The 25,867-nt window shown below is 58.9% G+C and carries 22 protein-coding genes; 14 read left to right on the plus strand and 8 right to left on the minus strand.

The genetic code is table 11. The features are described from left to right. From E1K68_RS13050 to E1K68_RS13070, 5 genes are all read left to right on the plus strand, one after another. A partial coding sequence (locus E1K68_RS13050; RefSeq protein ID WP_212614189.1) for an S-type pyocin domain-containing protein occupies positions 1-478 on the plus strand: 478 nt, incomplete at its 5' end. Beyond that, positions 478-939: a DUF6392 family protein gene (locus E1K68_RS13055; RefSeq protein WP_244858802.1), complete on the plus strand. Its 462-nt coding sequence runs from the start codon at positions 478-480 to the stop codon at positions 937-939. The genes E1K68_RS13050 and E1K68_RS13055, both read left to right, overlap by 1 nt. Before the next feature lie 209 nt (positions 940-1,148). Next, positions 1,149-1,328, plus strand: coding sequence for a hypothetical protein (locus tag E1K68_RS13060; protein ID WP_050547337.1), 180 nt, complete (start codon positions 1,149-1,151; stop codon positions 1,326-1,328). Positions 1,329-1,790: 462 nt separating this feature from the next. After that, complete coding sequence (locus E1K68_RS13065) at positions 1,791-2,270, plus strand: DUF6392 family protein (protein ID WP_003190963.1); 480 nt, start codon at positions 1,791-1,793, stop codon at positions 2,268-2,270. A gap of 168 nt (positions 2,271-2,438) precedes the next feature. Continuing rightward, positions 2,439-2,915, plus strand: a complete 477-nt coding sequence (locus E1K68_RS13070; protein ID WP_032900597.1) for a DUF6392 family protein — start codon at positions 2,439-2,441, stop codon at positions 2,913-2,915. A gap of 90 nt (positions 2,916-3,005) precedes the next feature. On the opposite strand, the gene E1K68_RS13075 is transcribed toward E1K68_RS13070, so the two are convergent. The 3 genes from E1K68_RS13075 to E1K68_RS13085 form a co-directional block, all read right to left on the minus strand. Next, positions 3,006-3,464 carry a hypothetical protein gene (locus tag E1K68_RS13075; protein ID WP_032900598.1) on the minus strand — a complete coding sequence of 153 codons (459 nt, stop codon included), beginning with the start codon at positions 3,462-3,464 and terminating at the stop codon, positions 3,006-3,008. Positions 3,465-3,560: 96 nt separating this feature from the next. Continuing rightward, positions 3,561-4,466, minus strand: coding sequence for an AraC family transcriptional regulator (locus E1K68_RS13080; protein WP_094775050.1), 906 nt, complete (start codon positions 4,464-4,466; stop codon positions 3,561-3,563). 72 nt (positions 4,467-4,538) lie between these two features. Beyond that, entirely contained in the window at positions 4,539-5,828 is a 1,290-nt protein-coding gene (locus E1K68_RS13085; protein ID WP_212614191.1) for a glycosyltransferase, read from the minus strand. A 240-nt stretch (positions 5,829-6,068) separates the two neighbouring features. Here E1K68_RS13085 and E1K68_RS13090 point away from each other — a divergent pair, with 240 nt between their 5' ends. From E1K68_RS13090 to E1K68_RS13125, 8 genes are all read left to right on the plus strand, one after another. Further along, positions 6,069-6,470: a hypothetical protein gene (locus E1K68_RS13090; protein ID WP_032900599.1), complete on the plus strand. Its 402-nt coding sequence runs from the start codon at positions 6,069-6,071 to the stop codon at positions 6,468-6,470. Between the two features lie 245 nt (positions 6,471-6,715). Further along, entirely contained in the window at positions 6,716-7,216 is a 501-nt protein-coding gene (gene tpx / locus E1K68_RS13095; RefSeq protein WP_003190967.1) for a thiol peroxidase, read from the plus strand. Between the two features lie 232 nt (positions 7,217-7,448). After that, positions 7,449-8,747, plus strand: a complete 1,299-nt coding sequence (locus E1K68_RS13100) for an MdtA/MuxA family multidrug efflux RND transporter periplasmic adaptor subunit (RefSeq protein ID WP_003190969.1) — start codon at positions 7,449-7,451, stop codon at positions 8,745-8,747. Beyond that, positions 8,744-11,845, plus strand: coding sequence for an MdtB/MuxB family multidrug efflux RND transporter permease subunit (locus E1K68_RS13105; protein ID WP_003190970.1), 3,102 nt, complete (start codon positions 8,744-8,746; stop codon positions 11,843-11,845). Before E1K68_RS13100 ends, E1K68_RS13105 begins: the two co-directional genes overlap by 4 nt. Then, entirely contained in the window at positions 11,842-14,949 is a 3,108-nt protein-coding gene (locus E1K68_RS13110; RefSeq protein ID WP_003190971.1) for an efflux RND transporter permease subunit, read from the plus strand. Before E1K68_RS13105 ends, E1K68_RS13110 begins: the two co-directional genes overlap by 4 nt. Further along, the gene (locus E1K68_RS13115; RefSeq protein WP_212614192.1) at positions 14,946-16,487 is read left to right on the plus strand and encodes an efflux transporter outer membrane subunit; all 1,542 of its coding nucleotides are present in this window, start codon (positions 14,946-14,948) and stop codon (positions 16,485-16,487) included. Before E1K68_RS13110 ends, E1K68_RS13115 begins: the two co-directional genes overlap by 4 nt. Before the next feature lie 365 nt (positions 16,488-16,852). Beyond that, positions 16,853-18,949 carry an EAL domain-containing protein gene (locus tag E1K68_RS13120; RefSeq protein WP_212614193.1) on the plus strand — a complete coding sequence of 699 codons (2,097 nt, stop codon included), beginning with the start codon at positions 16,853-16,855 and terminating at the stop codon, positions 18,947-18,949. 54 nt (positions 18,950-19,003) lie between these two features. Then, the gene (locus E1K68_RS13125) at positions 19,004-19,750 is read left to right on the plus strand and encodes an SDR family oxidoreductase (RefSeq protein WP_003190975.1); all 747 of its coding nucleotides are present in this window, start codon (positions 19,004-19,006) and stop codon (positions 19,748-19,750) included. A 12-nt stretch (positions 19,751-19,762) separates the two neighbouring features. Here the strand turns inward: E1K68_RS13125 and E1K68_RS13130 are convergent, their stop codons facing one another. The 4 genes from E1K68_RS13130 to E1K68_RS13145 all read right to left on the minus strand — a co-directional run bounded on the left by E1K68_RS13130 (position 19,763) and on the right by E1K68_RS13145 (position 23,713). Continuing rightward, on the minus strand, positions 19,763-20,251 hold the full coding sequence (locus E1K68_RS13130; protein WP_003190976.1) for a hypothetical protein: 489 nt from the start codon (positions 20,249-20,251) through the stop codon (positions 19,763-19,765). A 63-nt stretch (positions 20,252-20,314) separates the two neighbouring features. Then, entirely contained in the window at positions 20,315-21,724 is a 1,410-nt protein-coding gene (mapR, locus tag E1K68_RS13135) for a GntR family transcriptional regulator MpaR (protein ID WP_034135502.1), read from the minus strand. A gap of 155 nt (positions 21,725-21,879) precedes the next feature. Then, positions 21,880-23,289, minus strand: a complete 1,410-nt coding sequence (ccoG, locus tag E1K68_RS13140; protein WP_003190978.1) for a cytochrome c oxidase accessory protein CcoG — start codon at positions 23,287-23,289, stop codon at positions 21,880-21,882. A gap of 184 nt (positions 23,290-23,473) precedes the next feature. Continuing rightward, positions 23,474-23,713, minus strand: a complete 240-nt coding sequence (locus tag E1K68_RS13145; RefSeq protein WP_003190979.1) for a DUF3203 family protein — start codon at positions 23,711-23,713, stop codon at positions 23,474-23,476. A gap of 123 nt (positions 23,714-23,836) precedes the next feature. Here E1K68_RS13145 and E1K68_RS13150 point away from each other — a divergent pair, with 123 nt between their 5' ends. Then, complete coding sequence (locus E1K68_RS13150; RefSeq protein WP_003190981.1) at positions 23,837-24,334, plus strand: MgtC/SapB family protein; 498 nt, start codon at positions 23,837-23,839, stop codon at positions 24,332-24,334. Between the two features lie 5 nt (positions 24,335-24,339). Here E1K68_RS13150 and E1K68_RS13155 read toward each other — a convergent pair whose 3' ends face one another. Then, positions 24,340-25,464 (minus strand): M10 family metallopeptidase C-terminal domain-containing protein, encoded by a 1,125-nt coding sequence (locus E1K68_RS13155; protein ID WP_087945038.1) that lies wholly within the window; start codon positions 25,462-25,464, stop codon positions 24,340-24,342. Between the last annotated feature and the right edge of the window lie 403 nt (positions 25,465-25,867).

Raw genomic sequence — 25,867 nt, forward strand, 5'->3', positions numbered from 1 at the left:
AGAAAACATCACCTGGCAGGATACGATCATTTCGTTTCCGGCTGATTCGGGTGTGCCGCCGTTGTATTTGGTGTTTGCCAAGCCGGCGGTCAGGCCGTTGGAGGTTGATATTTATGGTGCGTTCAGTGGACGGCCTCGTGAAGGAATGCACTTGGATCACATGCCTTCCCAAGCGGCGTTAGAGTATTACTTGGTAGAAAATTTTCCGCATCTTGATGAAGTTGATCGGAAGCAGGCAATGAAAAACGCTGTGAGCATCGCGATACCATCTCGTGTTCATCAGAAATACAGTGAGACCTTCGGAGGCAGAAACACAAAATTCAAACGACAGGTGGATGCAGCTGATTTACGAGGTGCGGTAGAGCGAAATTTTAATGCAATAAAGCCCTACATGCTTGAGGAAGGGTTCAAAGAAGCGGACCTTGAAGATGCGCGGACCAAGATGCATAAAATCAATAAAGAAATGGGGTGGTATTAATGGACGCGCCAACGATTAAGTTGTGGGTGGAGAGTTTAGGACTCGGTTTTACCGAACTTGTAGCAAGTGGGAAGGTTCCCAATCAACCGCTGATGAAGCCATTTGAGGACAGCGATTGGCCGACCATGCGTCCAGTAGAGGGAGTGGAGTTGCTCTTCAATGACAGGACCAAGTCCCTGAAGCAGATTCTGATCACACTCATCCCGACGGTCGGGCAACCGGTTTATGCTGGAGGGTTACCCGCTCCATTTTCCCTGTTGATTAATCAGCAAAGTGTGCGTAGTGCTTTGGGAGAACCTATTGATTCGAGAGGTCGTGCCAGGCTTCCAGGGGGGCTGGGTATACGGGGAGGGTGGGATGCATATAAGTTGTCCAACGAATGGCATCCGAATGCAAAAGTTATAATTGGTTATCTTGAAAGCTATGCTGTAAACAATATCAGTTTCTCGGTGATAAATTAGAAGCGTGTTGCCTCAAGCATGGAGCAGGTGAACTGCCAATATGATCGCCAGTTGCAAACTGGTGATCGCTTGCTCTGTGCTGTCCTTAATCCTCGATAGGAGACAATGTTCGCCTGTGGAGATTAGTCATTCGATCAAGCAAGTCGCCAAGGCATAGAGGTTGATCATTCTCGCCGGCACGATATCAATCAGAAACAAGGGTGGTATTAATGGATGCTGCAGCGATTAACAAGTTGATCAGTCGGCTGGGACGCACTTACGCCGAATTGATCAGTGAGGGCTTGATTTTCAGAGGCTCATTGATGCCGTTGTTGGATACCGCGGAAAACGAAGAGTGGGTCCAGTTTCCGGTCGAAGGCGTAGAGCTCTGGTTTGCAAAAAAAATGTGATATTTGAGAAGGTATTATTAACGCTTATTCAACGCGACGAAAACGATCACGTTTACAAAGGGGGTCTACCGTCCCCCTTCGTTAGCCAGATGAATCAGTTCAGCGTTCGTAGCGAACTAGGTATGCCATATAAATCTATAGGTCCTAGCAAACTGCCCGGTAGTGGTAGCAAAAAAAGTGGTGGATGGGACGCATATCGACTGCATCAAGAAACCCATCCCGGCGTCCGTGTAGGTTTCAGCTACAATGCCGAAATGATGGTCGAAACGCTAACTTTTGCATTGTGCAGCGGAGAATAAGCCAGTTAGTTTGACTTGTTTCGAGCCGGTTTCTGCTCAGTTAGCCGCTGCAACGCCAAGCGCAGATAGTGCTTCTTTGATTTTAATCAAGTGCAGGTGATGAGTTCGGTATTGGAGCCTCTCGTCAGCAGCGATGACATTAACCAAACTCAGGAGGGTACTGGTGGGCGCCGGTGCGATCAGTCGTTTAGTTGGAGGGCTTGGTTTTCCTTATCAAAAATTGGTGAGCGAAGGGCTCATTCAGGATTTACTGCTCAAGCGGCTCTTTGATACGTCTGATAACGAGGAGCTGATTCAAAATCCAGAACCCGGCGTGAAATTATGGTTCTGGGCAGAAACAAAACGGCTGGAACAAGTAATGATCGTCCTGATTCAAACAGTCGGGCAGCCTGTCTATGCCGGGCAATTACCTCAACCGTTCAAGTTAGATATGGATCAACGATACGTACGTGAGGTTTTAGGTGTGCCCACTAAATCCAAGCCCTCCGTAAAACTGCCCGGTGGATTGGGCGTGCGGGGCGGAGCAGACATATATTACTTGGACCAAAAGGTACATCCCAACGTGATGGTAGCTCTCAGCTATCTGGAAAATCTTAGAGTTAACAATATCAGTTTCTCTTTGATTGATTCCGGACACGATTGAGCTCTCACAGAGGCTTGCTATAGCTATGGAGCGTCGAATTGCCAACATGATCGCCAGTGGCAATTAGCTGTTTGCTCCAGCAAGTCTCCCATGATTTTACGTGTGGCCAAGAACAGAATTCGCTCTTTCTCAGATAGACGATAACAGTCAAAAATAAGGATGGTATTGATGGGCGTCGTGACAATTGAGCGTTGGATCAAACATCTAGGATGGCTCTATGAGGATTTAATTTTTCATGGGATTATTCCAGACCTGCCACTCACTGAGCTCTATAACGGGCGTGATTGGTTATCGCTGAAAAAATCAGCTGACGGCCTGGAGTTAAGCTTCTGGGCTGAGACGAGGAGGTACGAGCGACTCTTTATCACCCTGCGCTCTACTGTTGAAGGTTCAACAGAGTACAAGGGTGAACTTCCCAAGCCTTTCGCGTTATTAGCATCCAAGTCAGAGGTGCGAGCAGCTTTCGGTATGCCCATGGAATCACAAGGCCTGACGAAGCTGCCTTTGGATACCGTATTGGGTGGCTTTGATACTTATTCGCTGGATCAGATTAACTTCCCAAATCTGAAAGTGTCCTTTCAGTACACATCCACAATGCAGATTAAAACGTTGGTTTTTTCGTTAATCAACCGAGGTCATCCTTAGTACAGCAGCAAAATTTATCTTTAACGTAGAAAAGCGTGGAATACTGAAAAAGGGCACGCATTTATTTAAGCCGAAATAAATGCGCCCCCTTTATGCCTTATGACTGTTGAACAAGCGGAAAAAACGTCCAAGTATACGGCGCCACGGACTGACCGGCCCTATCACATTGATCGTATCGATCACCATGATCCGGTTGGATTTGAAATTAAGGCGCACTGAAACTTCGCCGGTCACTGTGGACCGGAGGTAGAACCGGTAAAGGGCAGGCTTTCCAGGCGTTATATTATGCAGTTCTTCCGAGCCTCCCGGATGAGTGGCAATGAGTGTTTCGCCCGTTTGCTCGCCACGTAGCCGAATGGTCAACTGAATGTCTTCAAGTCCGGTCAATGCCCGGCCCCAATCTCTGGCTACCGCTCTGGAGAACCAGCGGTATTGATTGTCGTAATCGTCCTCATATATCTCGCCCTCACCGGTCCAGCTCCAAGTGTCCCCTGGGATATCGAAACGTGTGGATTCGTTGATAGCAAAAACAGTCGTCGACTTTTTCATGGCGAATTCCGCTCGGATGCCAGAACCCCAGCATGGCTAACCTCCTGGCTGTACGACACTGTCAGAATCGACAGTTCTGACCAGTGGATGCCCCGCTTAAGCCAGATTTTGCTCCGTCAACCGCTGCACCGCCAACCGCCGATAGTGAGACGGCGTCATCCCCTTAAGCTGCTGAAACCGCCGATTGAAGTTGGAAATATTATTGAACCCCGACTCAAAGCACACATCCGTCACCGCCTTGTCCCCATCGGCCAGCAATTCACAGGACTTGCTGATGCGCAGCCGATTGACGAATTCAATAAAAGTGCGCCCGGTCGCCTGTTTGAACACCCTGGAAAAATACGTTGGCTTCATCCCCAGGTACTCCGCCACTTCTTCCAGCGGCAGCTCCCGGGCGTAGTGGGCAAAGATGTAGTCCACCGCGCGGTTGGTGCGGTCGATGCTGTGTTCGTCGGCTTGCTGTGGCGTGGTGACGCCGGACAGTAACTGGTAGTCCTCACAGGCGCTTAATACTTCCAGCAGGATGAAGAAGTGCCCCAGGCGTGCCATGCCTTGGGCGTCTTCGATACGTTGCATCAGGGTCATGGCGTGGGCGATGGTTTTTTTGCAGCGAAATTCGATGCCGTATTGCGCACGTTCAAGCAGCGGCGCCAGGCTTTTGAGTTCGGTGAAGATGTGGCTGCCGTGTTCGAACAATTCATCGGTGAAGTTCACCAGCATGTCGCGCTTGGGCACGATTTCGTCTTCTTCCACCTGGCTGATCCAGTTATGCGGCAGGTTGGGGCCCGTGAGGAACAGGCTTTCGGGGTAGAAGTTGCCGATGTAGTCGCCGATAAACACCTTGCCGGAGCTGGCGACGATCAGGTGCAGTTCGTATTCCTTGTGGAAATGCCAGCGCACCAGGGGGCAGGGGAAGCCGTGCTGGCGATAAATGATGGACAGGCCGTTGTGGTCGTCCATCAACTCGTAGGAAGGGTCGGTGATGCGCGTTGCTCGGGTCATGCTGCCGTCGCTTTATTGTGGTTGCTGCGTAGGATAATGCCCCGTCGCGCGCGACCTCGCCAGCGCCAGTGTTTATAGGGTGCGGTTTTTGGCCTCGATCCACTGGGACATGTACTGGGTACTTTTATGCGCGTGGTGGCGCAGCATGCTGCCGGTGAAGTTGTCCCGGCGATGGGCCGCAAGGTTGCTGCGGCAACGTTCCAGGCATTCCACCAAGGCGGGCCCGTGCACGTCCTGGTCATAGCGCCGGGCCAGCAGTTGGCGCCCTTGTTCCTGGGCCTGGGTCCAGCGCTCGCGGCTTTGGTAAAGGGCCACGGCAGCGGCGGCCAGGGCCGTGGCGTCCTGTGCGATTACGCCGGGCCAGGGTTGGTCATCGCCCATGGCCTCGGCACCGATGGGGGTGGTGACATTGGGCGTGCCGCACAGCATGGCGTCCACCAACTTGCCCTTGATGCCGGCGCCAAAGCGCAGTGGTGCCAGGCAGATACGCGCGGCCGTCATGACTTGCAGCGCATCTTCGGCCCAGTTCATCACATGGAAACCCTGCGCCGGGTTGTGCAGGGCCGTGGCCTTGGGCGGCGTGTAGGCACCGTAGATGTGCAACTGCGCGCCCGGCAGTTGTTGGCGAATCAGCGGCCACAGGCTGTGCTTCATCCAAAGCACCGCATCCCAGTTGGGCGCGTGGCGGAAGTTACCGATGCTGAGGAAATGCGCACGGTCTTCAAAGGGCGCAAATGCGTCGGTGGGCGGTTGCAGCATCAACGGGCACCAGTGGAGCAGGGCGGCCGGCACCTTGAACTGTTCGGTGAGCAGGCGGATTTCCACGTCGGAGATCATCAGGCTGATGTCACAGCGGTAGATGGCGGCGATTTCGCGTTTGGCCAAGTCGGTATCGGCCATGCGCTGGAACTCGTCCTCCAATGCCGGCGCGAACAGGGCGCTGAAGTCGTCGCTGTCGGGGTTGGCTTTCACCTGCTCCTTGAAACGCTGGTGGCGAGCGTCCCGCAGGCTTTGCAGGTCGGAGGTCTCCAGCACCCGCAGGGCGTCGGGGCAGCATTGTTCCACGCGCCAGCCGAATTGCTCCTCCATCATGAAACGGTCGAACAATACGATGTCCGGGGCCAGTTCGCGGACAAAGTCATCGAAACTGCTGTTATTCAGTTCGATGGCGCGTTCGGCGATTCCGAGTGCGGGCAGGTCGGCCTTGTGCTCGCCAATGGTGGCGGGGCTGCTGAAGGTAATGTCCCAACCTTGCGTAAGAAAGCTCTCAAGGATTTGCATCATATGCCCGCCCGCTGCCGAGGAGCGGGGCTCGGGCCAGACGTAGCCAATGACCAGGACTTTGGTGGCGGGTTGATGCATGAAATGAGTCCTTCGTGCCGTCGGCGGGCCTTAAAAAGCGAATGATTAAATCATACTTTTGCGTCGCAACAAGCCTTGCGAGCAAATGCTGATTAATGCGTGGTTTTTAATTGCGAAATGAGCTTGTGGCCTGTCAACGTTCACAGTTATCGCGGCTTGTGCAGGGTGTTAGGTTCGCTACAGCTTTCCGGATGTAGGGCGGTCGGAAACTCATCAAATCGTTTTTAGGAGGTGCCTACCATGGATGACCATGAACAAACCAACAAGGGGAACGCGGTTAAAGCTGATTGGCATAACGTCACATTGACAAGGGGTGTTACCGGCTATAGCGGCAATTTGCGTATCAGGTTTCAGCGCTCAGGTAACACGCTGACGTTGACCACCGAGGAGTACATGATCAGCGGCGATAGTTCACGTAACAAAGCCAATATTAATTACGAGGTCAAGGTCGGCAACAACACGGTATGGGACCTGGACTCGCCCGATGACCGTAAGCAGGATGGGCAGTGGCATACTTGGTCAAACTACAAGTCAGTAGCGATTCCGAGCGGGACTCAGACGGTAACGTTCAGGGCAGAGTTTATCTTTGATATGTCCGGACCCGATGATCGGGCAATAGCGACGCATGCCGTAAGCATCTAGCTCGCGAGCGCCAACGTCTTGCCGGGCACCTCCGGTGCCCGGCATTTCCTGTCTATCGAACTGAATCTAAATCAGCGCAATTTCGGCGGGTAAGCACGTGTTCGCGCCCGATTCCAGACGGTGTCGGTATTGATCATGCGTGAGGACATGACAATTTGTGTCTGGCGGTAGGTAGCTTCGGCACTTTGTGGTTAACTTCCGCCTCTCGAATTCGTTTAACCAAACCCAGCATAAGGATTCCGTTCATGGCTCAAGTCACCCTTAAAGGCAACCCGGTCCAGGTTGAAGGCGAACTGCCGAAAGTCGGCGCCAAAGCTGCAGACTTCACCCTGACCGCCGGCGATCTGTCCAACGCCACCCTGGCTACCTTTGCCGGCAAGCGCAAAGTGCTGAACATCTTCCCAAGCGTTGACACCCCAACCTGTGCCACTTCGGTGCGCAAGTTCAACGCCCAGGCCAACGATGTGGCCAACACCGTGGTGCTGTGCATCTCCTCCGACCTGCCATTCGCCCAAGCGCGTTTCTGTGGTTCCGAAGGCCTGGAAAACGTTAAGAACCTGTCGGATTTCCGCAACGCCGACTTCGCCGTTGACTATGGTGTTTCCATCGCTGACGGCCCGCTGCAGGGCCTGACCGCTCGCGCTGTCGTGGTGCTGGACGAAAACGACAACGTGCTGCACAGCGAGTTGGTCAAGGAAATCGCTGAAGAGCCAAACTACGACGCCGCCCTGGCTGTGTTGAAGTAACTGTTTCTACGTATGACTGTCGTTTGGCAGTAACACGTATGATGCATGATCGCGGCCTGGCCTAGTCCAGGCCGTTTTTATTTGAGCGTCAGCGGCTTAGCGAAATAGCCGGTGGACTAAGATCAAAAAGTTAAACGTTGTAAGCCTAAGGTAAATAGCCGGTAAAGGTGCTTTTCTAAACGCACCCCAGTGCTTATCTTTCAGCCTCCCGAAGAAGAAGCTCTCACCCCCAATGGTTGATCACTCCATGCAATCCTCCTCCCGCAACTCCCGCCGCTGGCTGTTTGGCCTGCTCGTGCTGCTGGTTATCGCCGGCCTGTGCTGGAAATTCTGGCCCAGTGGCGCAGCCCATAAAGATGCTCCGGCGGGGCACACGGGCAAGACCGGCATGGCGCGCCCGGGCTTCGGTGGTTCCACCGGGCCGGTACCGGTGCGTGTGGCGCCGGCGGTGCTGGGGGAATTTCCGGTGTACTACAAGGCCCTGGGTACGGTCACGGCGCTGAACACCATTAATGTGCGCAGCCGGGTGGGCGGTGAGCTGGTCAAGATCGCCTTCGAGGAAGGGCAGATGGTCAAGGCCGGCGACCTGCTGGCAGAAATCGACCCGCGCAGCTACCAGAACGCTTTGCTCCAGGCCCAGGGCACCTTGCTGCAGAACCAGGCCCAGTTGAAGAACGCCCAGGTCGATGTACAGCGTTACCGCGACCTGTACGCCCAGGACAGTATCGCCAAGCAAACTCTGGACACCGCCGAAGCGCTGGTTCTGCAATACCAGGGCACGGTCAAGACCAACCAGGGCGCGGTGGACGACGCCAAGCTCAACCTTGAATTCACCAAGATCCGCGCGCCCATCAGTGGCCGCGTCGGTTTGCGCCAGCTTGACGTCGGCAACCTCGTCGCCGCCAACGACACCACCGCCCTGGCGGTGATCACCCAGACCCAGCCGATCAGCGTGGCCTTCACCCTGCCGGAAAATACCCTGGAAACCGTGTTGGCCCGTTATCACGCAGGCAACAAGTTGCCCGTGGAAGCCTGGGACCGTAGCGACGTGAAAAAACAGGCGGTCGGTGTACTGCAAAGCCTGGACAACCAGATTGACGTGACTACCGGCACGCTGAAATTCAAGGCGCGTTTCGATAACAAGGACCAGGCGCTGTTCCCCAACCAGTTCGTCAATGTGCACCTGCTGGCCGACACCTTGAACAACGTAGTGCTGGCGCCCTCCGCGGCGATCCAGTTCGGCAACAATGGCACCTTTGTCTACAAGCTCGACGGCGACAAGAAGGTCAAGGTCCAGCCGCTGGTGGTGGGCGACACCGACGGCGAAAACACCGTGATCAAGGAAGGCCTGGCCGCTGGCGACCGCGTGGTGCTGGAAGGCACCGACCGCCTCAAGGACGGCAGCGAGATCGAAGTGGTCAACGCCAGCAGCGAGGTGCCGACCACGCCGACCGAACACCTGCAAGGCAAGCCCGCAGCGAAAGGGGAGACCGGTGCTGACGCCGGCAAGGCGCAAAAGGTCGGTTCATGAACCTGTCGCGCCTGTTCATCCTTCGCCCGGTCGCCACCACGCTGAGCATGCTGGCCATTGTCCTGGCCGGCATCATTTCGTACCGCCTGCTGCCGGTGTCGGCGTTGCCCCAGGTGGATTACCCGACCATCCGGGTGATGACCCTGTACCCCGGCGCCAGCCCCGATGTGATGACCAGCGCGGTCACCGCACCGCTGGAGCGTCAGTTCGGGCAGATGCCCGGGCTGACCCAGATGGCGTCTACCAGCTCCGGCGGTGCCTCGGTACTGACCCTGCGTTTCAACCTCGACATCAATATGGATGTCGCCGAGCAACAGGTGCAGGCTGCGATCAACGCCGCCACCAACCTGCTGCCCAAGGATTTGCCGGCGCCGCCGGTGTACAACAAGGTCAACCCGGCGGATACCCCGGTGCTGACCCTGGCAATCACCTCCAAGACCATGTTGTTGCCCAAGCTCAATGACTTGGTCGACACGCGCATGGCGCAGAAAATCGCGCAGATCAGCGGCGTCGGCATGGTCAGCATCGCCGGTGGTCAGCGCCAGGCCGTGCGCATCAAGGTCAACCCCGAGGCCCTGGCGGCCAATGGCTTGAATCTCTCGGACGTGCGCGCCCTGATCGCCGCCTCCAACGTCAACCAGCCCAAGGGTAACTTTGACGGCCCCACCCGCGTGTCGATGCTCGATGCCAACGACCAGTTGGTTTCGCCTGAGCAATATGCCGAACTGATCCTGGCCTACAACAATGGTGCGCCGCTGCGGCTCAAGGATGTGGCGCAGATCGTCGACGGTGCCGAAAACGAACGTCTTGCCGCCTGGGCCAACGAGAACCAGGCCGTGCTGCTCAATATCCAGCGCCAGCCAGGCGCCAACGTGATCGAGGTGGTGGACCGCATCAAGGCCCTGCTGCCCAGCATCACCGACAACCTGCCGGCCGGCCTGGACGTGACGGTGCTCACCGACCGCACCCAGACCATCCGCGCCTCGGTCAAAGACGTGCAGCACGAATTGCTGATCGCCATTGCCCTGGTGGTGATGGTGACGTTCCTGTTCCTGCGCCGCGTCAGCGCCACGATCATTCCGTCCATCGCCGTGCCGCTGTCCCTGGTGGGCACCTTTGGCGTGATGTACCTGGCCGGATTCTCCATCAATAACCTGACACTGATGGCCCTGACCATCGCCACCGGGTTTGTGGTGGACGACGCCATCGTGATGCTGGAAAACATCTCGCGCTATATCGAGGAAGGCGAGACGCCGATGGCGGCCGCGCTCAAGGGCGCCAAGCAGATCGGTTTCACCCTGATATCCCTGACCTTGTCGCTGATTGCGGTGTTGATCCCGCTGCTGTTCATGGCTGATGTGGTCGGGCGGCTGTTCCGCGAATTTGCTATCACCCTGGCAGTGGCGATCCTGATTTCCCTGGTAGTGTCCCTGACCCTCACGCCCATGATGTGCGCGCGCCTGCTCAAGCGCGAACCCAAGGAAGAAGAGCAGGGCCGCTTCTACAAAGCCAGCGGCGCCTGGATTGATTGGCTGATTGAAGCCTACGGCCGCAAGCTGCAATGGGTGCTCAAGCACCAGCCGCTGACGTTGCTGGTGGCCATCGCCACCCTGGGCCTTACGGTGGTGCTGTACCTGGTGGTGCCCAAGGGCTTTTTCCCGGTGCAGGACACCGGGGTGATCCAGGGCATTTCCGAAGCGCCGCAGTCGATTTCCTTTGCGGCCATGAGCCAACGCCAGCAGGAGTTGGCGAAGATCATCCTCGCCGACCCTGCGGTCGAGAGCCTGTCGTCCTACATTGGTGTGGACGGCGATAACGCCACCCTCAACAGCGGCCGCTTGCTGATCAACCTCAAGGCCCACGGCCAGCGCGACTTGAGCGCCGCCCAGGTGATCACCCGCCTGCAACCGCAGATCGACAAGCTGGTGGGCATCCGCCTGTTCATGCAGCCGGTGCAGGACCTCACCATAGAGGACCGGGTCAGCCGTACCCAGTACCAGTTCAGCATGTCCTCGCCGGACGCCGAGTTGTTGGCATTGTGGAGCGGCAAGCTGGTGCACGCCCTCAGCCAGTTGCCGGAACTCACCGACGTCGCCAGTGACCTGCAGGACAAAGGCTTGCAGGTGTACCTGGTGATTGATCGCGATGCGGCCTCGCGCCTGGGCGTGAGTGTTTCGACCATCACCGATGCGCTGTATGACGCCTTCGGCCAGCGCCAGATCTCCACCATCTACACCCAGGCCAGCCAGTACCGGGTGGTGTTGCAGGCCCAGTCCGGCGAAACCCTCGGCCCGGCGGCCCTCAACCAGATCCATGTGAAAACCACCGACGGTGGCCAGGTACGCCTGTCGAGCCTGGCCCATGTGGAACAGCGCCAGGCGCAATTGGCGATTGCCCATATCGGCCAGTTCCCGGCGGTGATGATGTCGTTCAACCTGGCGCCCGGCGTGGCGCTGGGCAAAGGCGTGGAGCTGATCAACCAGACCCAGAAGGACATCGGCATGCCGGTGGGCGTGCAAACCCAGTTCCAGGGGGCGGCCCAGGCGTTCGAAGCCTCGTTGTCGAGCACCTTGCTGTTGATCCTGGCGGCGGTGGTCACCATGTACATCGTGCTCGGTGTGCTCTATGAGAGCTATATCCACCCGATCACTATCCTCTCGACCTTGCCGTCGGCGGCAGTGGGGGCCTTGCTGGCGTTGCTGCTCAGCGGCAATGACCTGGGCATGATCGCGATCATCGGCATCATCCTGTTGATCGGTATCGTGAAAAAGAATGCGATCATGATGATCGACTTCGCCCTCGACGCCGAACGCAACCAGGGCCTGGACCCACAGACGGCGATCTACCAGGCCGCGCTGTTGCGCTTCCGGCCGATCCTGATGACCACCCTGGCGGCCTTGTTCGGTGCGGTGCCGTTGATGCTCGCCAGTGGCTCCGGCGCCGAACTGCGCCAGCCCCTGGGCCTGGTGATGGTCGGTGGCTTGCTGGTAAGCCAGGTGCTGACGCTGTTCACCACGCCGGTGATCTACCTGTACTTCGATCGTCTTGGCCGGCGCTGGCGCAAAGAGCCGCAACGCCTGGAGCCGGTTGAGCCATGAACCTGTCCGGACCTTTCATCCGCCGGCCGGTAGCCACCATGCTGCTGAGCCTGGCGATCATGTTGCTCGGTGGCGTGAGCTTCAACCTGTTGCCGGTGTCGCCATTGCCGCAGATCGACTTCCCGGTGATTGTGGTGTCGGCCAGCTTGCCCGGTGCCAGCCCCGAGGTGATGGCTTCCACGGTGGCCACGCCGCTGGAGCGCTCATTCGGCGCGATTGCCGGTATCACCACCATGAGCAGTTCCTCGAGCCAGGGCTCTACCCGGGTGATTCTGGCGTTCGATTCCGACCGCGACATCAACGGCGCGGCGCGGGAAGTGCAGGCGGCCATCAACGCATCGCGCAACCTGCTGCCCAGCGGCATGCGCAGCATGCCCACCTACAAGAAGATCAACCCGTCCCAGGCGCCGATCATGGTGCTGTCGCTGACCTCCGACGTGCTGCAGAAAGGGCAGTTGTATGACCTGGCCTCGACCATCCTGTCCCAGAGCCTGTCCCAGGTGCCGGGCGTGGGCGAAGTGCAGATCGGCGGCAGTTCGCTGCCGGCGGTGCGCATCGAGCTGGAACCCAAGGCCCTCGATCAGTACGGCGTCGCCCTGGACGATGTGCGCAACACCATCGCCAACGCCAACCAGCGCCGGCCCAAAGGCTCCCTGGAAGACAGCGAGCGCAACTGGCAGATCCAGGCCAACGATCAGTTGGAAAAAGCCAAGGACTATGAGCCCCTGCTGATTCGCTACCAAGACGGCGCCGCCCTGCGCCTCAAGGACGTGGCGAAGATCACTGATGGCGTTGAAGACCGCTACAACAGCGGCTTCTTCAACAATGATTCGGCGGTGTTGCTGGTGATCAACCGCCAGTCCGGCGCCAACATCATCGAAACCGTACGGCAGATCAAGGCGCAGTTGCCGGCGTTGCAGGCGGTGTTGCCGTCCAGCGTCAAGCTCAGCCTGGCCATGGACCGCTCGCCCGTGATCACCGCCACCCTGCATGAAGCGGAAATGACCCTGCTGATTGCCGTGGGGCTGGTGATCCTGGTGGTGTACCTGTTCTTGGGTAACTTCCGTGCTTCGCTGATCCCGACCCTGGCGGTGCCGGTGTCGTTGGTGGGCACTTTTGCGGTGATGTACCTGTACGGTTTTTCGCTGAACAACTTTTCGCTGATGGCGCTGATCCTCGCCACCGGGCTGGTGGTGGACGATGCCATCGTGGTGCTGGAGAACATTTCCCGGCACATCGACGAGGGCGTGCCACCGATGAAAGCCGCCTACCTGGGCGCCCAGGAAGTCGGCTTTACCTTGCTGTCAATGAACGTGTCGCTGGTGGCGGTGTTCCTGTCCATTCTGTTTATGGGCGGGATCGTCACCAACCTGTTCCGTGAGTTTTCCATCACCTTGTCGGCGGCGATCATCGTCTCGCTGATTGTTTCGCTGACCCTGACGCCCATGCTGTGCGCCCGCTGGTTGAAGCCGCATGTGAAGGACCGGCAGACCGGTTTGCAGCGCTGGAGCCAGAAGGTCAACGACCGTATGGTCGCCGGCTACGCCACCAGCCTGGACTGGGTGCTGCGCCATCGGCGCCTGACCTTGCTCAGCCTGTTGGTCACCGTGGGCGTGAATATCGCGCTGTACGTGGTGGTGCCCAAAACCTTCATGCCCCAGCAGGACACCGGCCAGTTGATCGGTTTTGTGCGCGGTGACGATGGCCTGTCGTTCAGCGTGATGCAGCCCAAGATGGAGATCTTTCGCCAGGCGGTGCTCAAGGACCCGGCTGTGCTGAGCGTAGCCGGTTTTATCGGCGGTAATAACGGTACCAACAATGCAGTGATGCTGGTGCGCCTCAAGCCAATCAGTGAACGCAAGATCTCTGCCCAGGCAGTGATCGAGCGCTTGCGCAAAGAGGTGCCGCTGGTGCCGGGCGGGCGTTTGTTCCTGATGGCCGACCAGGACCTGCAATTTGGTGGCAGCCGCGACCAGACCAGCGCGCAGTATTCCTACATCCTGCAAAGCGGTGACTTGGCCGCGCTGCGCCTGTGGTACCCGAAAGTGGTGGCAGCCATGCGTGAATTGCCAGAGCTGACCGCCATCGACGCCCGCGAAGGCCGGGGCGCGGCCCAGGTCACGCTGATTGTCGACCGCGACCAGGCCAAGCGCCTGGGTATCGACATGGACATGGTCACGGCGGTGCTCAACAACGCTTACAGCCAGCGGCAGATTTCCACCATCTACGACAGCCTCAACCAGTACCAGGTGGTGATGGAGGTCAACCCCAAATACGCCCAGGACCCGATCACCCTCAACCAGATGCAGGTGATCACCGCCGACGGCGCACGGGTGCCGTTGTCGACCATTGCCCATTATGAGAACAGCCTGGCCGACGACCGCGTCAGCCATGAAGGCCAGTTTGCTTCGGAGAATATCGCCTTCGACATGGCGCCCGGGGTCACGGTGGAGCAGGGCACGGCGGCCATCGAGCGTGCGATTGCCAAGGTCGGGCTGCCCGAAGACGTGATCGCCAAGATGGCAGGCACTGCCGATGCGTTCGCCGCGACCCAGAAAGGCCAGCCGTTCATGATTCTCGGCGCGCTGGTGGCGGTGTACCTGGTGCTGGGTATTTTGTATGAAAGCTACATTCACCCGCTGACCATCTTGTCTACGTTGCCGTCGGCCGGTGTCGGTGCGTTGTTGGCGATCTACTTGCTGGGCGGCGAGTTCAGCCTGATCTCCTTGCTGGGCTTGTTCCTGTTGATCGGCGTGGTGAAGAAAAACGCGATCCTGATGATCGACCTGGCGCTGCAACTGGAACGCAACGACGGCATGAGCCCGCTGGAGTCGATCCGCAGTGCTTGCCTGTTGCGGCTGCGGCCGATCCTGATGACGACCCTGGCCGCGATCCTCGGTGCCTTACCGTTGCTGCTCGGCAGCGGCGACGGCGCGGAAATGCGTCACCCGCTGGGCCTGACCATCATTGGCGGCCTGGTGTTCAGCCAGATCCTGACCCTTTACACCACCCCGGTGGTTTACCTTTACCTGGACCGCGCGCGCCACCGCTTCAACGCCTGGCGCGGCGTGCGTACCGATGCTGCCCTGGACACTGCGCTATGACCGACCCAACCAACGCCCCTGCAACCCCTGTAGGAGCGCGCTTGCTCGCGAAGAACGCCCATGCGCCGCGCTCATCAAGAATGAGCGCGTTATCGTTGACGGCGTTCGCGAGCAAGCTCGCTCCTACAGTGGGCCTGGCTATGTTGCTCAGCGCCTGCGCCATTGGCCCTGACTACAAACGCCCGGAGGTCATCGAGCCGGTGCAATTCAAGGAGGCCCAGGGCTGGCGCCAGGCCAACCCCAGCGACTCCCTGGCCCGCGGCGCCTGGTGGGAGCTGTACGGTGACCGTCAACTCAACGACCTGGTGGTGCGCCTCAACGCCTCCAACCAGACCGTCGCCCAGGCCGAAGCGCGTTTTCGTCAGGCAAAGGCCCTGGTGCGCAGCTCACGCGGGGCGTTTTACCCCAGCGTTGACCTGAGCGTTGGCAAAACCCGCGCCAGCCAGGGCACCGGCAGCAGCAGTGCCAGTCTCAGCAGTTCCAGTAGCGGAATTCGCGACACCCTTAACGCCCAGTTAGGCGTGAGTTGGGAAGCCGATATCTGGGGCAAATTGCGCCGTGGCCTGGAGGCCAACGAAGCCAGCGCCGAGGCAAGCTCGGCCGACCTGGCCGCAATGCGCCTGAGCCAACAGTCGGAGCTGGTGCAAAGCTACCTGCAATTGCGGGTCATGGACGAGCAGACGCGCCTGCTGCAAGCCACGTTGGACACCTACCAGCGCTCGTTGAAAATGACCGAAAACCAGTACCGTGCCGGTGTGGCCGGCAAGGATGCCATCGCCCAGGCGCAAACTCAGCTCAAGACCACCCAGGCCAGCCTGATTGACCTGATCTGGCAGCGCGCCCAGCTGGAAAACGCCATTGCGGTGTTGATCGGCGAGGCGCCAGCCAACTTCAACTTGGCGGTGAGCAAAGACATCCCGGCCCTGCCGCAGATACCGGTGAGCCTGCCGTCCCAATTGCTGGAGCGGCGCCCCGATATCGCCTCGGCCGAACGCTCGGTGATCGCCGCCAACGCCAATATTGGCGTGGCCAAGGCGGCCTATTACCCTGACCTGACCTTGAGCTTGGCGGGGGGCTACTCCAGCAGTACCTATGAAGATTGGATCAGCCTGCCGAACCGCTTCTGGTCGGTGGGGCCGAAACTGGCCATGACCCTGTTCGATGGCGGCCAGCGCTCGGCGGAAGTTGACCGTACCGTGGCCAGCTATGACGAGACCGTGGCCAAGTACCGCCAGACCGTGCTGGACGGTTTTCGTGAGGTGGAAAACTACATGGTCCAGCTCAAGGTGCTCGCCGATGAGGCGGTGGTCAGCAATGACGCGCTGGAAGCGGCGCGTGAATCCTTGCGCTTGACCGAAAACCAATACAAGGCCGGGTTGATTGCCTATCTGGATGTGGTCACGGTGCAGGCGACGGCCCTGAGCAACGAGCGCACCGTGTTGACCTTGCTGCAATCGCGGCTGGTGGCCAGTGTGCAATTGATCGCCGCCTTGGGCGGAGGTTGGGACGGCCAGACCTCCCTGGCTGAAAAGGAATAACCGGGTGCGCCGCGCATTCTGTGGGAGCAAGACCCAATGTGTGGGCTTGCCCCAATGTCAGTCAGTTAAGCACAGCTCCCTGTGGGAGCTGGCTTGCCTGCGAAAGCGTTAGTGCAGTAGCAGATGGGGTGACTGACACACCGCTTTCGCGGGCAAGCCCGCTCCCACAGGGGATTTGCGCAAACCCCGCATTTTGATGTCCGTGACGTCGTTGAAAACACCTGCTGAAGCCAGCCGATTGACGCCAAAAACTGCGTAATGGCTAACGGATCAATTAATCACCTGCCTCGGATTCATACTCGCTACAATCGCCCGATTTGCCACCCGGCACGGGGTTTTGCGCCCCGTCGCCCGCGAGACTTCCCATGCTGATCGGTAGCTATTCAACCTCCCTTGTCGTGATTTCCCTGTGCGTGGCCATCCTGGCGTCCTACACCGCCTTGGACCTTGCCGGGCGTATCGCAACCGCCAAGGGGCGGGCTGTTTACCTATGGATTACTGGCGGCGCAGTGGCGATGGGCATCGGCATCTGGTCCATGCACTTTATCGGGATGCTGGCCCTGCGCCTGCCGTTTGCCCTGGGCTTTGACGTAGCCATTACCCTGTTTTCGCTGTTGATCGCCGTGCTATCCAGCGGGTTTGCGTTATGGCTGGTCAGCCAGCCACGCTTACCGGCCTGGCAACTGGCATTTGGCGCGCTGGTGATGGGCGCCGGTATCGCCAGCATGCACTACACCGGCATGGCCGCGATGCGCATGACACCCGGCATTGATTACGCCCCGACCTTGTTCGGCGCTTCGTTGGTGATCGCGGTGGTGGCGTCCGGCGCCGCCCTGTGGATTGCCTTCAACCTACGGGGCAACACACCTTTTGTACGGCTGGCACGGGGTGGCGCCGCCGTGGTGATGGGCGTGGCTATCGTGGGGATGCACTACACCGGGATGGCTGCGGCGCGCTTTGCCGATGGCAGCTTCTGCGGCGCCGCCTTGACCGGCTTGAGCGGCAAGGGCCTGGATAACCTGGTCTTGGTCACTTCGCTGGCGGTGCTGGTCATTGCGCTCTTGACCTCGGTGCTGGATGCGCGGCTGGAAGCGCGCACCGCCGTACTCGCCGATTCCCTGACCCTGGCCAATCAGGAACTTACCCACCTGGCCCTGCATGACATGCTCACCGGCCTGCCCAATCGCACGTTGTTGGCTGATCGCATTCAACAAGGCATCCAGGCGGTGAACGAGCGGGGCGGTTGCTTTGCCTTGATGTTTATCGACCTGGATGGTTTCAAGCCGGTCAACGATGCCTTTGGCCATCACCTGGGCGACCAGTTGCTGCGCGAGGTCGGCTTGCGCTTGCGCGAGGATTTGCGCAGCCAGGACACCCTGGCCCGCATCGGCGGTGATGAGTTTGTGTTGCTGGTGCAGCTCACCCAGCCCGACGATGCCATGGGCTTGGCCGAGCGCCAGGTGAGCCTGATCAATCGCACCTTCACGGTGGCCGAACATGAGTTGCAGATTTCGGCGAGCATCGGTATCGCCATGTTCCCGGGCAACGGTAATAACCCCCAGGAACTGCTGATGAACGCCGACGCGGCGATGTATCACGCCAAGGGCATGGGCAAGAACGGCTACAGCTTCTTCGATGTGTCGATGAACACCAATGCGCGCAAACAACTGCAATTGCTGCAGGATCTGCGCAATGCCCTGGAGCAGGGGCAGTTTCGTTTGCATTACCAACCCAAGTTCGACGCCGTCAGTGGTCTTGCCGTAGGGGCCGAGGCGCTGTTGCGCTGGGAGCATCCGCAACAGGGCTTGCTGATGCCCGCTACGTTTATCGCACTGGCGGAGAAAACCGGGCTGATCATTCCCATCGGCGAGTGGGTACTCGATGAAGCCTGTCGCCAGATGCGCCTGTGGTACGCCCAGGGTTATGAGAGCTGGCGCATCGCCGTCAACCTGTCGGCGTTGCAGTTCTGCCACGCCGGCTTGGTCAATAGCGTAGCGGCCGCGCTGGAGCGTCATCAATTGCCGGCCAACAGCCTCACGCTGGAAATCACCGAGACCACCGCCATGAGCGATGCCGACGCGAGCATGACGGTATTGCAGCAGCTCTCGGATATGGGCGTGGACCTGTCCATCGATGACTTTGGCACCGGTTACTCCAGCCTGATGTACCTCAAGCGCCTGCCGGCCAACGAGTTGAAGATCGACCGTGGTTTTGTGCGTGATCTGGAACACGACAGCGACGACGCGGCCATCGTCTCGGCCATCGTGGCCCTGGGCCAGGCCCTGGGCCTGCGAATTGTCGCTGAAGGCGTGGAGACCGATATGCAGCAGGACTTCCTCACCCGCCTGGGATGTGACGCCTTGCAAGGTTTCTTGTTGGGGCACCCGTTGCCAGCCGACAGCTTCATGGCCAATATCCGGCGCACCGAAGAGCCGGTAGCGCCTGACAAAAGCATTAAGTGAAAGGTATTCTTGGATCCAACCTTAAACATCCGGTTGAATCAGGAGGCCGCAGCCATGGACAAAGTCGTCATCATCACGGGGGGCAGCCGTGGCATTGGCGCCCAGACAGCATTGCTCGCCGCTCGCCAGGGCTATCGCATCTGCATCAACTACCAGGCGGATGAAGACGCGGCCCACCGTGTACTTGAACAGGTGCGTGCGTTGGGCGCCCAGGCGATTGCCGTGCGGGCCGATGTCAGCAACGAGGATGAAGTGATCGGCCTGTTCAATCGCGTTGATGCGGAATTGGGTCGGGTCACTGCGCTGGTCAACAACGCTGGCACCGTGGGGCACAAGTCACGGGTCGATGAGATGTCCGAGTTTCGTATCCTCAAAATCCTCAAGACCAATGTGCTGGGCCCGATCCTGTGTGCCAAGCACGCGGTGTTGCGCATGTCGCCCCGCCATGGCGGGCAGGGCGGCAGTATCGTCAACGTGTCGTCGGTGGCGGCGCGGCTGGGCTCGCCGGGTGAGTATGTTGACTACGCTGCCTCCAAGGGGGCGCTGGATACCTTCACTATCGGCCTATCGAAAGAGGTCGCAGGTGAGGGCATCCGTGTCAACGCGGTACGCCCTGGCTATATCTTTACCGATTTTCATGCTTTGAGCGGCGACCCGGACCGGGTCAGCAAGCTGGAGTCCGGAATCCCGATGGCGCGTGGCGGGCGCCCGGATGAAGTGGCGGAGGCGATTATCTGGTTACTGTCGGACAAGGCGTCGTATTCCACCGGAACGTTCATTGACCTGGGCGGTGGCCGTTAAGGCGCTGGCCGATCAGGTCCGCAGCGTGCGCAGCACCCCGTAGCCGTACCAGGAGAATTGCCGGAGCAGATCGGCTTCGGAGTGCTTCACCACGCGATAGCCACAGTTGGAAAAACCCTCGATATGGCCATTGCGGCTATCGCTGCCATTGAGGGTTCGATCATCGACGTTATCGAGAAAGCGCAGCACTTTATCCAGATCGTAGGCCGCATTGGCTCGAGCTTTGGGGTCTGGATTAGCGTTAGTCCAGTCGCCGACCTGTCGCTTGAGGTCATCGACGACCTGATAGAAATCGCAGCCTTTGAGGAAGTTTTTTGTCACGCTACTGTGCTCGATGATCGCCTCTGCCGAGCGATGATCACCGGCAGGGCGTCCGTTCGGGCCTGTCATCTGGCGCACCTGCTGTTGTTCCGCCCAGCGCATATAGTGGCGAGGGACGGGAAAAGGCCTCAGGTTGCGAGGCACACGTGTTGGCAGCGAGCAGTTTTTCCAGGTGATCACGCAGGTCTCGTTATTCGGTCTGTGGAGGCCTCTGAGTCGTTAAGACGCGACGGTAGGTTCCATTTAGAACGAGCGCACAATCCGCCCCAATGTCTCCATGGCCTTCTCCGAGGCTTCGTTCCACGGGCTGCCATAGTTCAAGCGTATGCAGTTTCTGAAGCGCTGGGTCGCGGAAAAGATCGGCCCCGGCGCAATGCTGATGCCCTGGGCCAGGGCCATCTGGAACAGTTTCAGCGAGTCGGTCTGCTCCGGCAATTCCAACCACAGAAAATAGCCTCCTGCCGGCTGGCTGACCCGGGTTTGCGCCGGAAAGTAGCGGGCGATGGCCGCCAGCATGGCGCTTTGCTGTTCTTCCAGGGCGTAGCGCAGTTTGCGCAGGTGCCGGTCATAGCCGCCGTGTTGCAGGTAATCGGCAATCGCCGCCTGGGCCGGCATCGATGGGCACAGTGAGGTCATCAGTTTCAACCGCTCGACCTTCTGCGCGAAGCGCCCGGCGGCGACCCAGCCCACGCGGTAACCCGGTGCCAGGCTCTTGGCAAAAGAGCCGCAGTGCATCACCAGCCCTTCGGTATCGAAGGCCTTGGCCGGCTTTGGGGCTTGTTGCCCGTAATACAGCTCGGCATATACATCATCTTCGATTAACGGCACTTGATGGCTGCGCAACAGCTCCACCAGCGCCTGTTTTTTCTCCTCAGGCAGCGTGGCGCCCATGGGGTTCTGGAAGCTGGTCATGGTCCAGCAAGCCTTGATCGGATAGCGCTCAAGGCTTTGGGCCAAGGCGTTCAGGTCGATACCGTCACGCGGATGCACCGGAATCTCCACGGCCTTGAGCTTCAAGCGTTCAAGCACTTGCAAGCAGGCGTAGAACGCCGGCGCTTCGATGGCGACCAGGTCGCCCGGTTCGGTCACGGCCTGCAGGCACAGGTTGAGCGCTTCGAGGGCGCCGTTGGTGATCAGCAGCTCCTCCATTGGCAGCATCAGGCCGCCGACCATATAGCGCAGGGCAATCTGCCGGCGCAGTTGCGGGTTGCCTGGCGACATGTCGGTGACCACCAGGCGTGGGTCCATTTCGCGGCTGGCACTGGCCAGGGAGCGAGCCAGGCGCGGCAGCGGGAACAGCATGGGGCTGGGGAAGGCCGAGCCGAAGGGCACGGTGTTGGGGTCTTTGATCGAGTCCAGTACCGAGAACACCAGCTCGCTCACGCCCACATCGGTGGACTCATGCACCTGCTCACTCACCACCGGTTCGGAAAACGGGCTGGGCGCATGGGTGTTGACGAAGTAGCCAGAACGCGGGCGGGCGCGAATCAGGCCACGACGCTCCAGCAAGTAATAGGCCTGGAACACGGTGGACGGGCTGACGCCGTAGGCCTGGCTGGCATAGCGCACCGATGGCACGCGCTGGCCGGGGCCGAGGACGCCGGAGCGGATCAGTTCTGCGATGTCGTCGGCGAATTTTTCGTAGCGTTTCATGGCGGCCTAATTTGCTTTTTGAATGTGTACGCAAGGCGAACTGTGGGAGCTGGCTTGCCTGCAAAGGCGGTGTGTCAGTCAGTGCATCTGTTACTGCACTACCGTTTTCGCAGGCAAGCCAGCTCCCACATTTGATCTTTATTGTTGATGAAATATCAGCGATTCAAGGGCGCAACGAAGCGGCTGTCGGCAGCGGTATAAATCCACGGCTCATCCACATCCGTCACTTTAAAACGGATAGTTTGGGAACTGCTGGCCGGTGTGTCCGCCAGCAACGCCACCGACACCGGCACATCGACAATTTCCCCGGGCGCCAGGCTGACCTGGGTCTTGCCTTGCAACTGGAAGCCCTCGGCGTCCACCAGTTCCAGGCGGTAGTCCTGGCGCTGCTGGGTCTTGTTGATCACCTTGAGGCTGTAGATGTTCTCGATCAAGCCCTGGCTGTTTTCGCGGAACATACCACGGTCCTTGGTCACATCCAGCGACACCATCGGCCGTTCAATCAGCGCCACCACCAATGCCGCGATCATCACCACCAGCACGGCACTGTAGCCGATCAGGCGCGGCCGCAGCAGGTGAGTCTTGCCGCCCTGCAATTGATGCTCACTGGTGTAACTGACCAAACCACGGGCATAGCCCATTTTGTCCATGATCGAATCACAGGCGTCGATACAGGCTGCGCAGCCGATGCATTCCATTTGCAGGCCGTCGCGGATGTCGATGCCGGTGGGGCATACCTGCACGCACAGTTGGCAGTCGATGCAATCGCCCAGGCCAACTTCGGCTGGCTGCACGTCACGTTTACGCGGGCCACGCTGCTCGCCACGGGCGGCGTCGTAGGAAATGGTCAGGGTGTCTTTATCAAACATCACGCTCTGGAACCGTGCATAGGGGCACATGTGCATGCACACGGCTTCGCGCAGCCAACCGGCATTGAGGTAGGTGGCACCCGTGAAAAACAACACCCAAAACAGGCTCACACCGCCCATCTGCCACGTCAGCAATTCAGCGGCCAAGGGACGGATGGGGGTGAAATAGCCCACAAACGTCAGCCCGGTCAACACGCTGATGCCCAGCCACATCGTGTGTTTGGCCGAGCGGCGTGCCAGCTTATTCAGGCTCCAGGGTGCGGCCTGCAGTTTGATGCGCTGGTTGCGTTCACCCTCGGTGACCTTTTCACACCACATGAACAGCCAGGTGAACGAGCTTTGCGGGCAGGTGTAGCCGCACCAGACGCGGCCGGCAAACACCGTGATTGCAAAGAGGCCGAAGGCACAGATGATCAACAGCGCTGAAAGCAGGATGAAGTCCTGAGGCCAGAACGTCGCACCAAAGATGTGAAATTTGCTCTCGGCCAGGTCCCACAGTACGGCTTGGCGCCCACGCCAGTTCAGCCACACGGTGCCGAAAAAAGCCAGGAACAGCAGGCCGGCACCGCCCACGCGCAAGGTGCGAAACAGGCCGGTAAAACTGCGGGTATGGATCAGGTTGTCGCTGGATGTGGCCTTCACCTTCTTTGGGTGAATGGGCTCAAAGGTTTCCACGGTTGGGATTCGTTCGCTCATGGTCGTTCGCTCATCAGCCTCCATCAGGCCGATGAACTATGGGCGACGGGCTGTTTGCATAACAGACTCAGGTGGAATGATAAAAAGCGGATCAGATAGGTTTGGCGCGTTCGTGTGCGTCAATGTGCTGCACCCCCAGGGCCTAGGGGTGCAGGGAGTCAGTGGGTTCGATGATACAGATCAATTAAATTACCGAACCAGGTGCTGCCGCCTTCACATGGTTACGGCTGTCCGTGGCCCCTTCAACCGTAAGTTTGTCGGCCTCAGATTCAGTGATGTATATCCGTTTGCCAGCCAAGTCCACACAGGACATGGCTTTGTCATTGTCGGTAAGGATGGTCACCCGGGTGGCTGGCAGGCTTTGTTCCTGGCCGTTGTCGTCGAGTGTGAAGTAGCACAGATGATTTTCGATGCGTACGGTCATGACAATCTCCGTTTTGTGGGCTATGCAGCGTTAGGCGGCCGCCATGCGGGCCGGTTCCAGGCAACTGACTGGCGGTCTGCGCTGTCCATCCTTTATCTATCCATAATAAAAAGGAGCGCATCCATGGACGCCTGGTGGCATCTGGTGTGGCAAACCCTGCAAGCCGAATTCGCGGACATCGGCGATGCCCGGCAACTCACCCAAGTGACCGTGCGCCTGCTGATCGCGGCGATCCTCGGCGGCATCCTGGGGTTTGAGCGTGAACACAAGGGCAAGGCGGCCGGGGTGCGTACTCATATGCTGGTGGCGCTGGGCGCCGCGCTGTTCGTGCTGGTGCCGCAGATGTCCGGCAACCAGGCAGATGCCATGAGCCGTGTGGTTCAAGGGGTGATTGCGGGCATTGGCTTCCTCGGCGCTGGCACCATCCTCAAGGGCAAGGAAGATGAAGAGGGCCAGCATGTGAAGGGTCTGACCACGGCGGCGGGGTTGTGGATGACCGCCGCCATTGGCGTGGCGGCGGGCATGGGCCGTGAATCGACAGCGGTACTCAGTACGCTGCTGGCGTTGGTGGTATTCAGTGTGATGCCCCGGGTCGTCAAGCTGCTGGACAAGGATGAGTGACAGGGTCAGGTGGTGAGGTTGCTGTACCTGACCTCACCGAAGACTTTCACCACGAAGGGCGGCTCTCCCGGGTTGCCGGAAATCATTACCACGCTCGTATTATTGGCCGGGTTGTAGTGAATCTGCACTTCGCCACTGGCGCCTGAGAAATTTTCTACCGATTTCAAAGGTTTGTTGCCGAGTTGCTTGCGAATGGCCGTTACATCGAGCTTGTCTCTGTTGTGGTCAAAATCCATCACCTCCTTAGGCGCGTCGAAGTTCGAGTCGCGGATACTGTGGAAGGTGAAGGTCTGACCAATGCCAATCCTGGAATCGTTGCTGTTGCTGGCGGTTTTGAGGCTGTCTGCCTCAGCCGATGAATTGTCCGGTTGCGGGGTCGGCTCGCCGAGGTCCACTTCCTTGCCGATCTCGAAGAGGGCCGAGGCGAGTGGCGTACTCTGGCGCACTCGCTGTTGGGCATAGGATTCCTCAACGCGTAGCTCATCTAAGACTTGCATTGATTGGCTGAAACTCTCCTCGGGGTCAGAACTGGCGGTGCGGGCGCGGATCTCTTGAGGGCTCAAGCCCGGTCGCTCGATATGCGAGGATTGCTCATGAATCATCTGCAGGCTTGACTGACCTAGACGCTCCTTCACTTTGGTAATCAGTTTGCGCGCTTCGTCTGCATCCGGGCCATGCAGCATCGACTTGACATTTTCCTTGCTTAACAGGCTACCGATCTCGGCCAACTTCTGGGCGCTCTCCTGCGAGTTTGGCTCGCGCAGCATCTGGGTAATACTCTCCCGGCTGGCGAGCGCACGAAGTTGGGCGAGCCGGGGGGCGTCTGCACCGGGCGCCTGCGGCTCCACGTCTGTAGTCGGTGCAGTGGTGGGCGCAGTTGAGGCTTGCTCCTCGGGCGCATCGGTACCGGGCGCCTGCAGTTTTTGGTTTGTCGAGGGGCTAGGGTTGGACGGGGTAGAAGCTTGCGGCGCCCTGGGGAGGTCCGATGGATGCCTGTCAGGCTCTTTCCTGCGCATGATTCCGCTGGGGCCGGCCCTTAATAAATCGTTCAGTTTCTGTCGATCATCGCTGACCGGACGTTGTTGTAGGCCATGCATATCGGGCGTTGGTGGCAGTAGCGAAATGGACATAGAAGGTACTCGCGTTACGGACGGTATAGTCTGCGGCCAGCAAAAAGGCGGGTCAGCGCACGAGTAATGAATCTATCTTGGCCTTCGAGGGGGTGATCTCGGTGATGTCTGTAAAGCGAGTGGGAAAAATCAGCATCGCTTGCCCGCGATATTTGGTTCGCAAGCAAGCGTTTGCGGGCCTGTAAATCAGACGATAACGGGCGGCATCGTTGCGGGGGGTTCCTGCACGGGCGGTGGCTCGTTTTCAGGGGGCTCTTGTTCAGGAACGGGTTGGGGTTCTGTGGGCGGCAGCGGGGGCTCGTCGATATTTGGATCTTCGGATTCAGGGGGTATCGGGATATTCATTGGTATGGCCTCGTTTGTGCTTTGCTCTATCGGTGGACCCTTGCCTGCGGGAAATGAT

The sequence above is a fragment of the Pseudomonas sp. B2021 genome, from assembly GCF_018135665.1.
Classification (GTDB): Bacteria; Pseudomonadota; Gammaproteobacteria; order Pseudomonadales; family Pseudomonadaceae; genus Aquipseudomonas; species Aquipseudomonas lactis.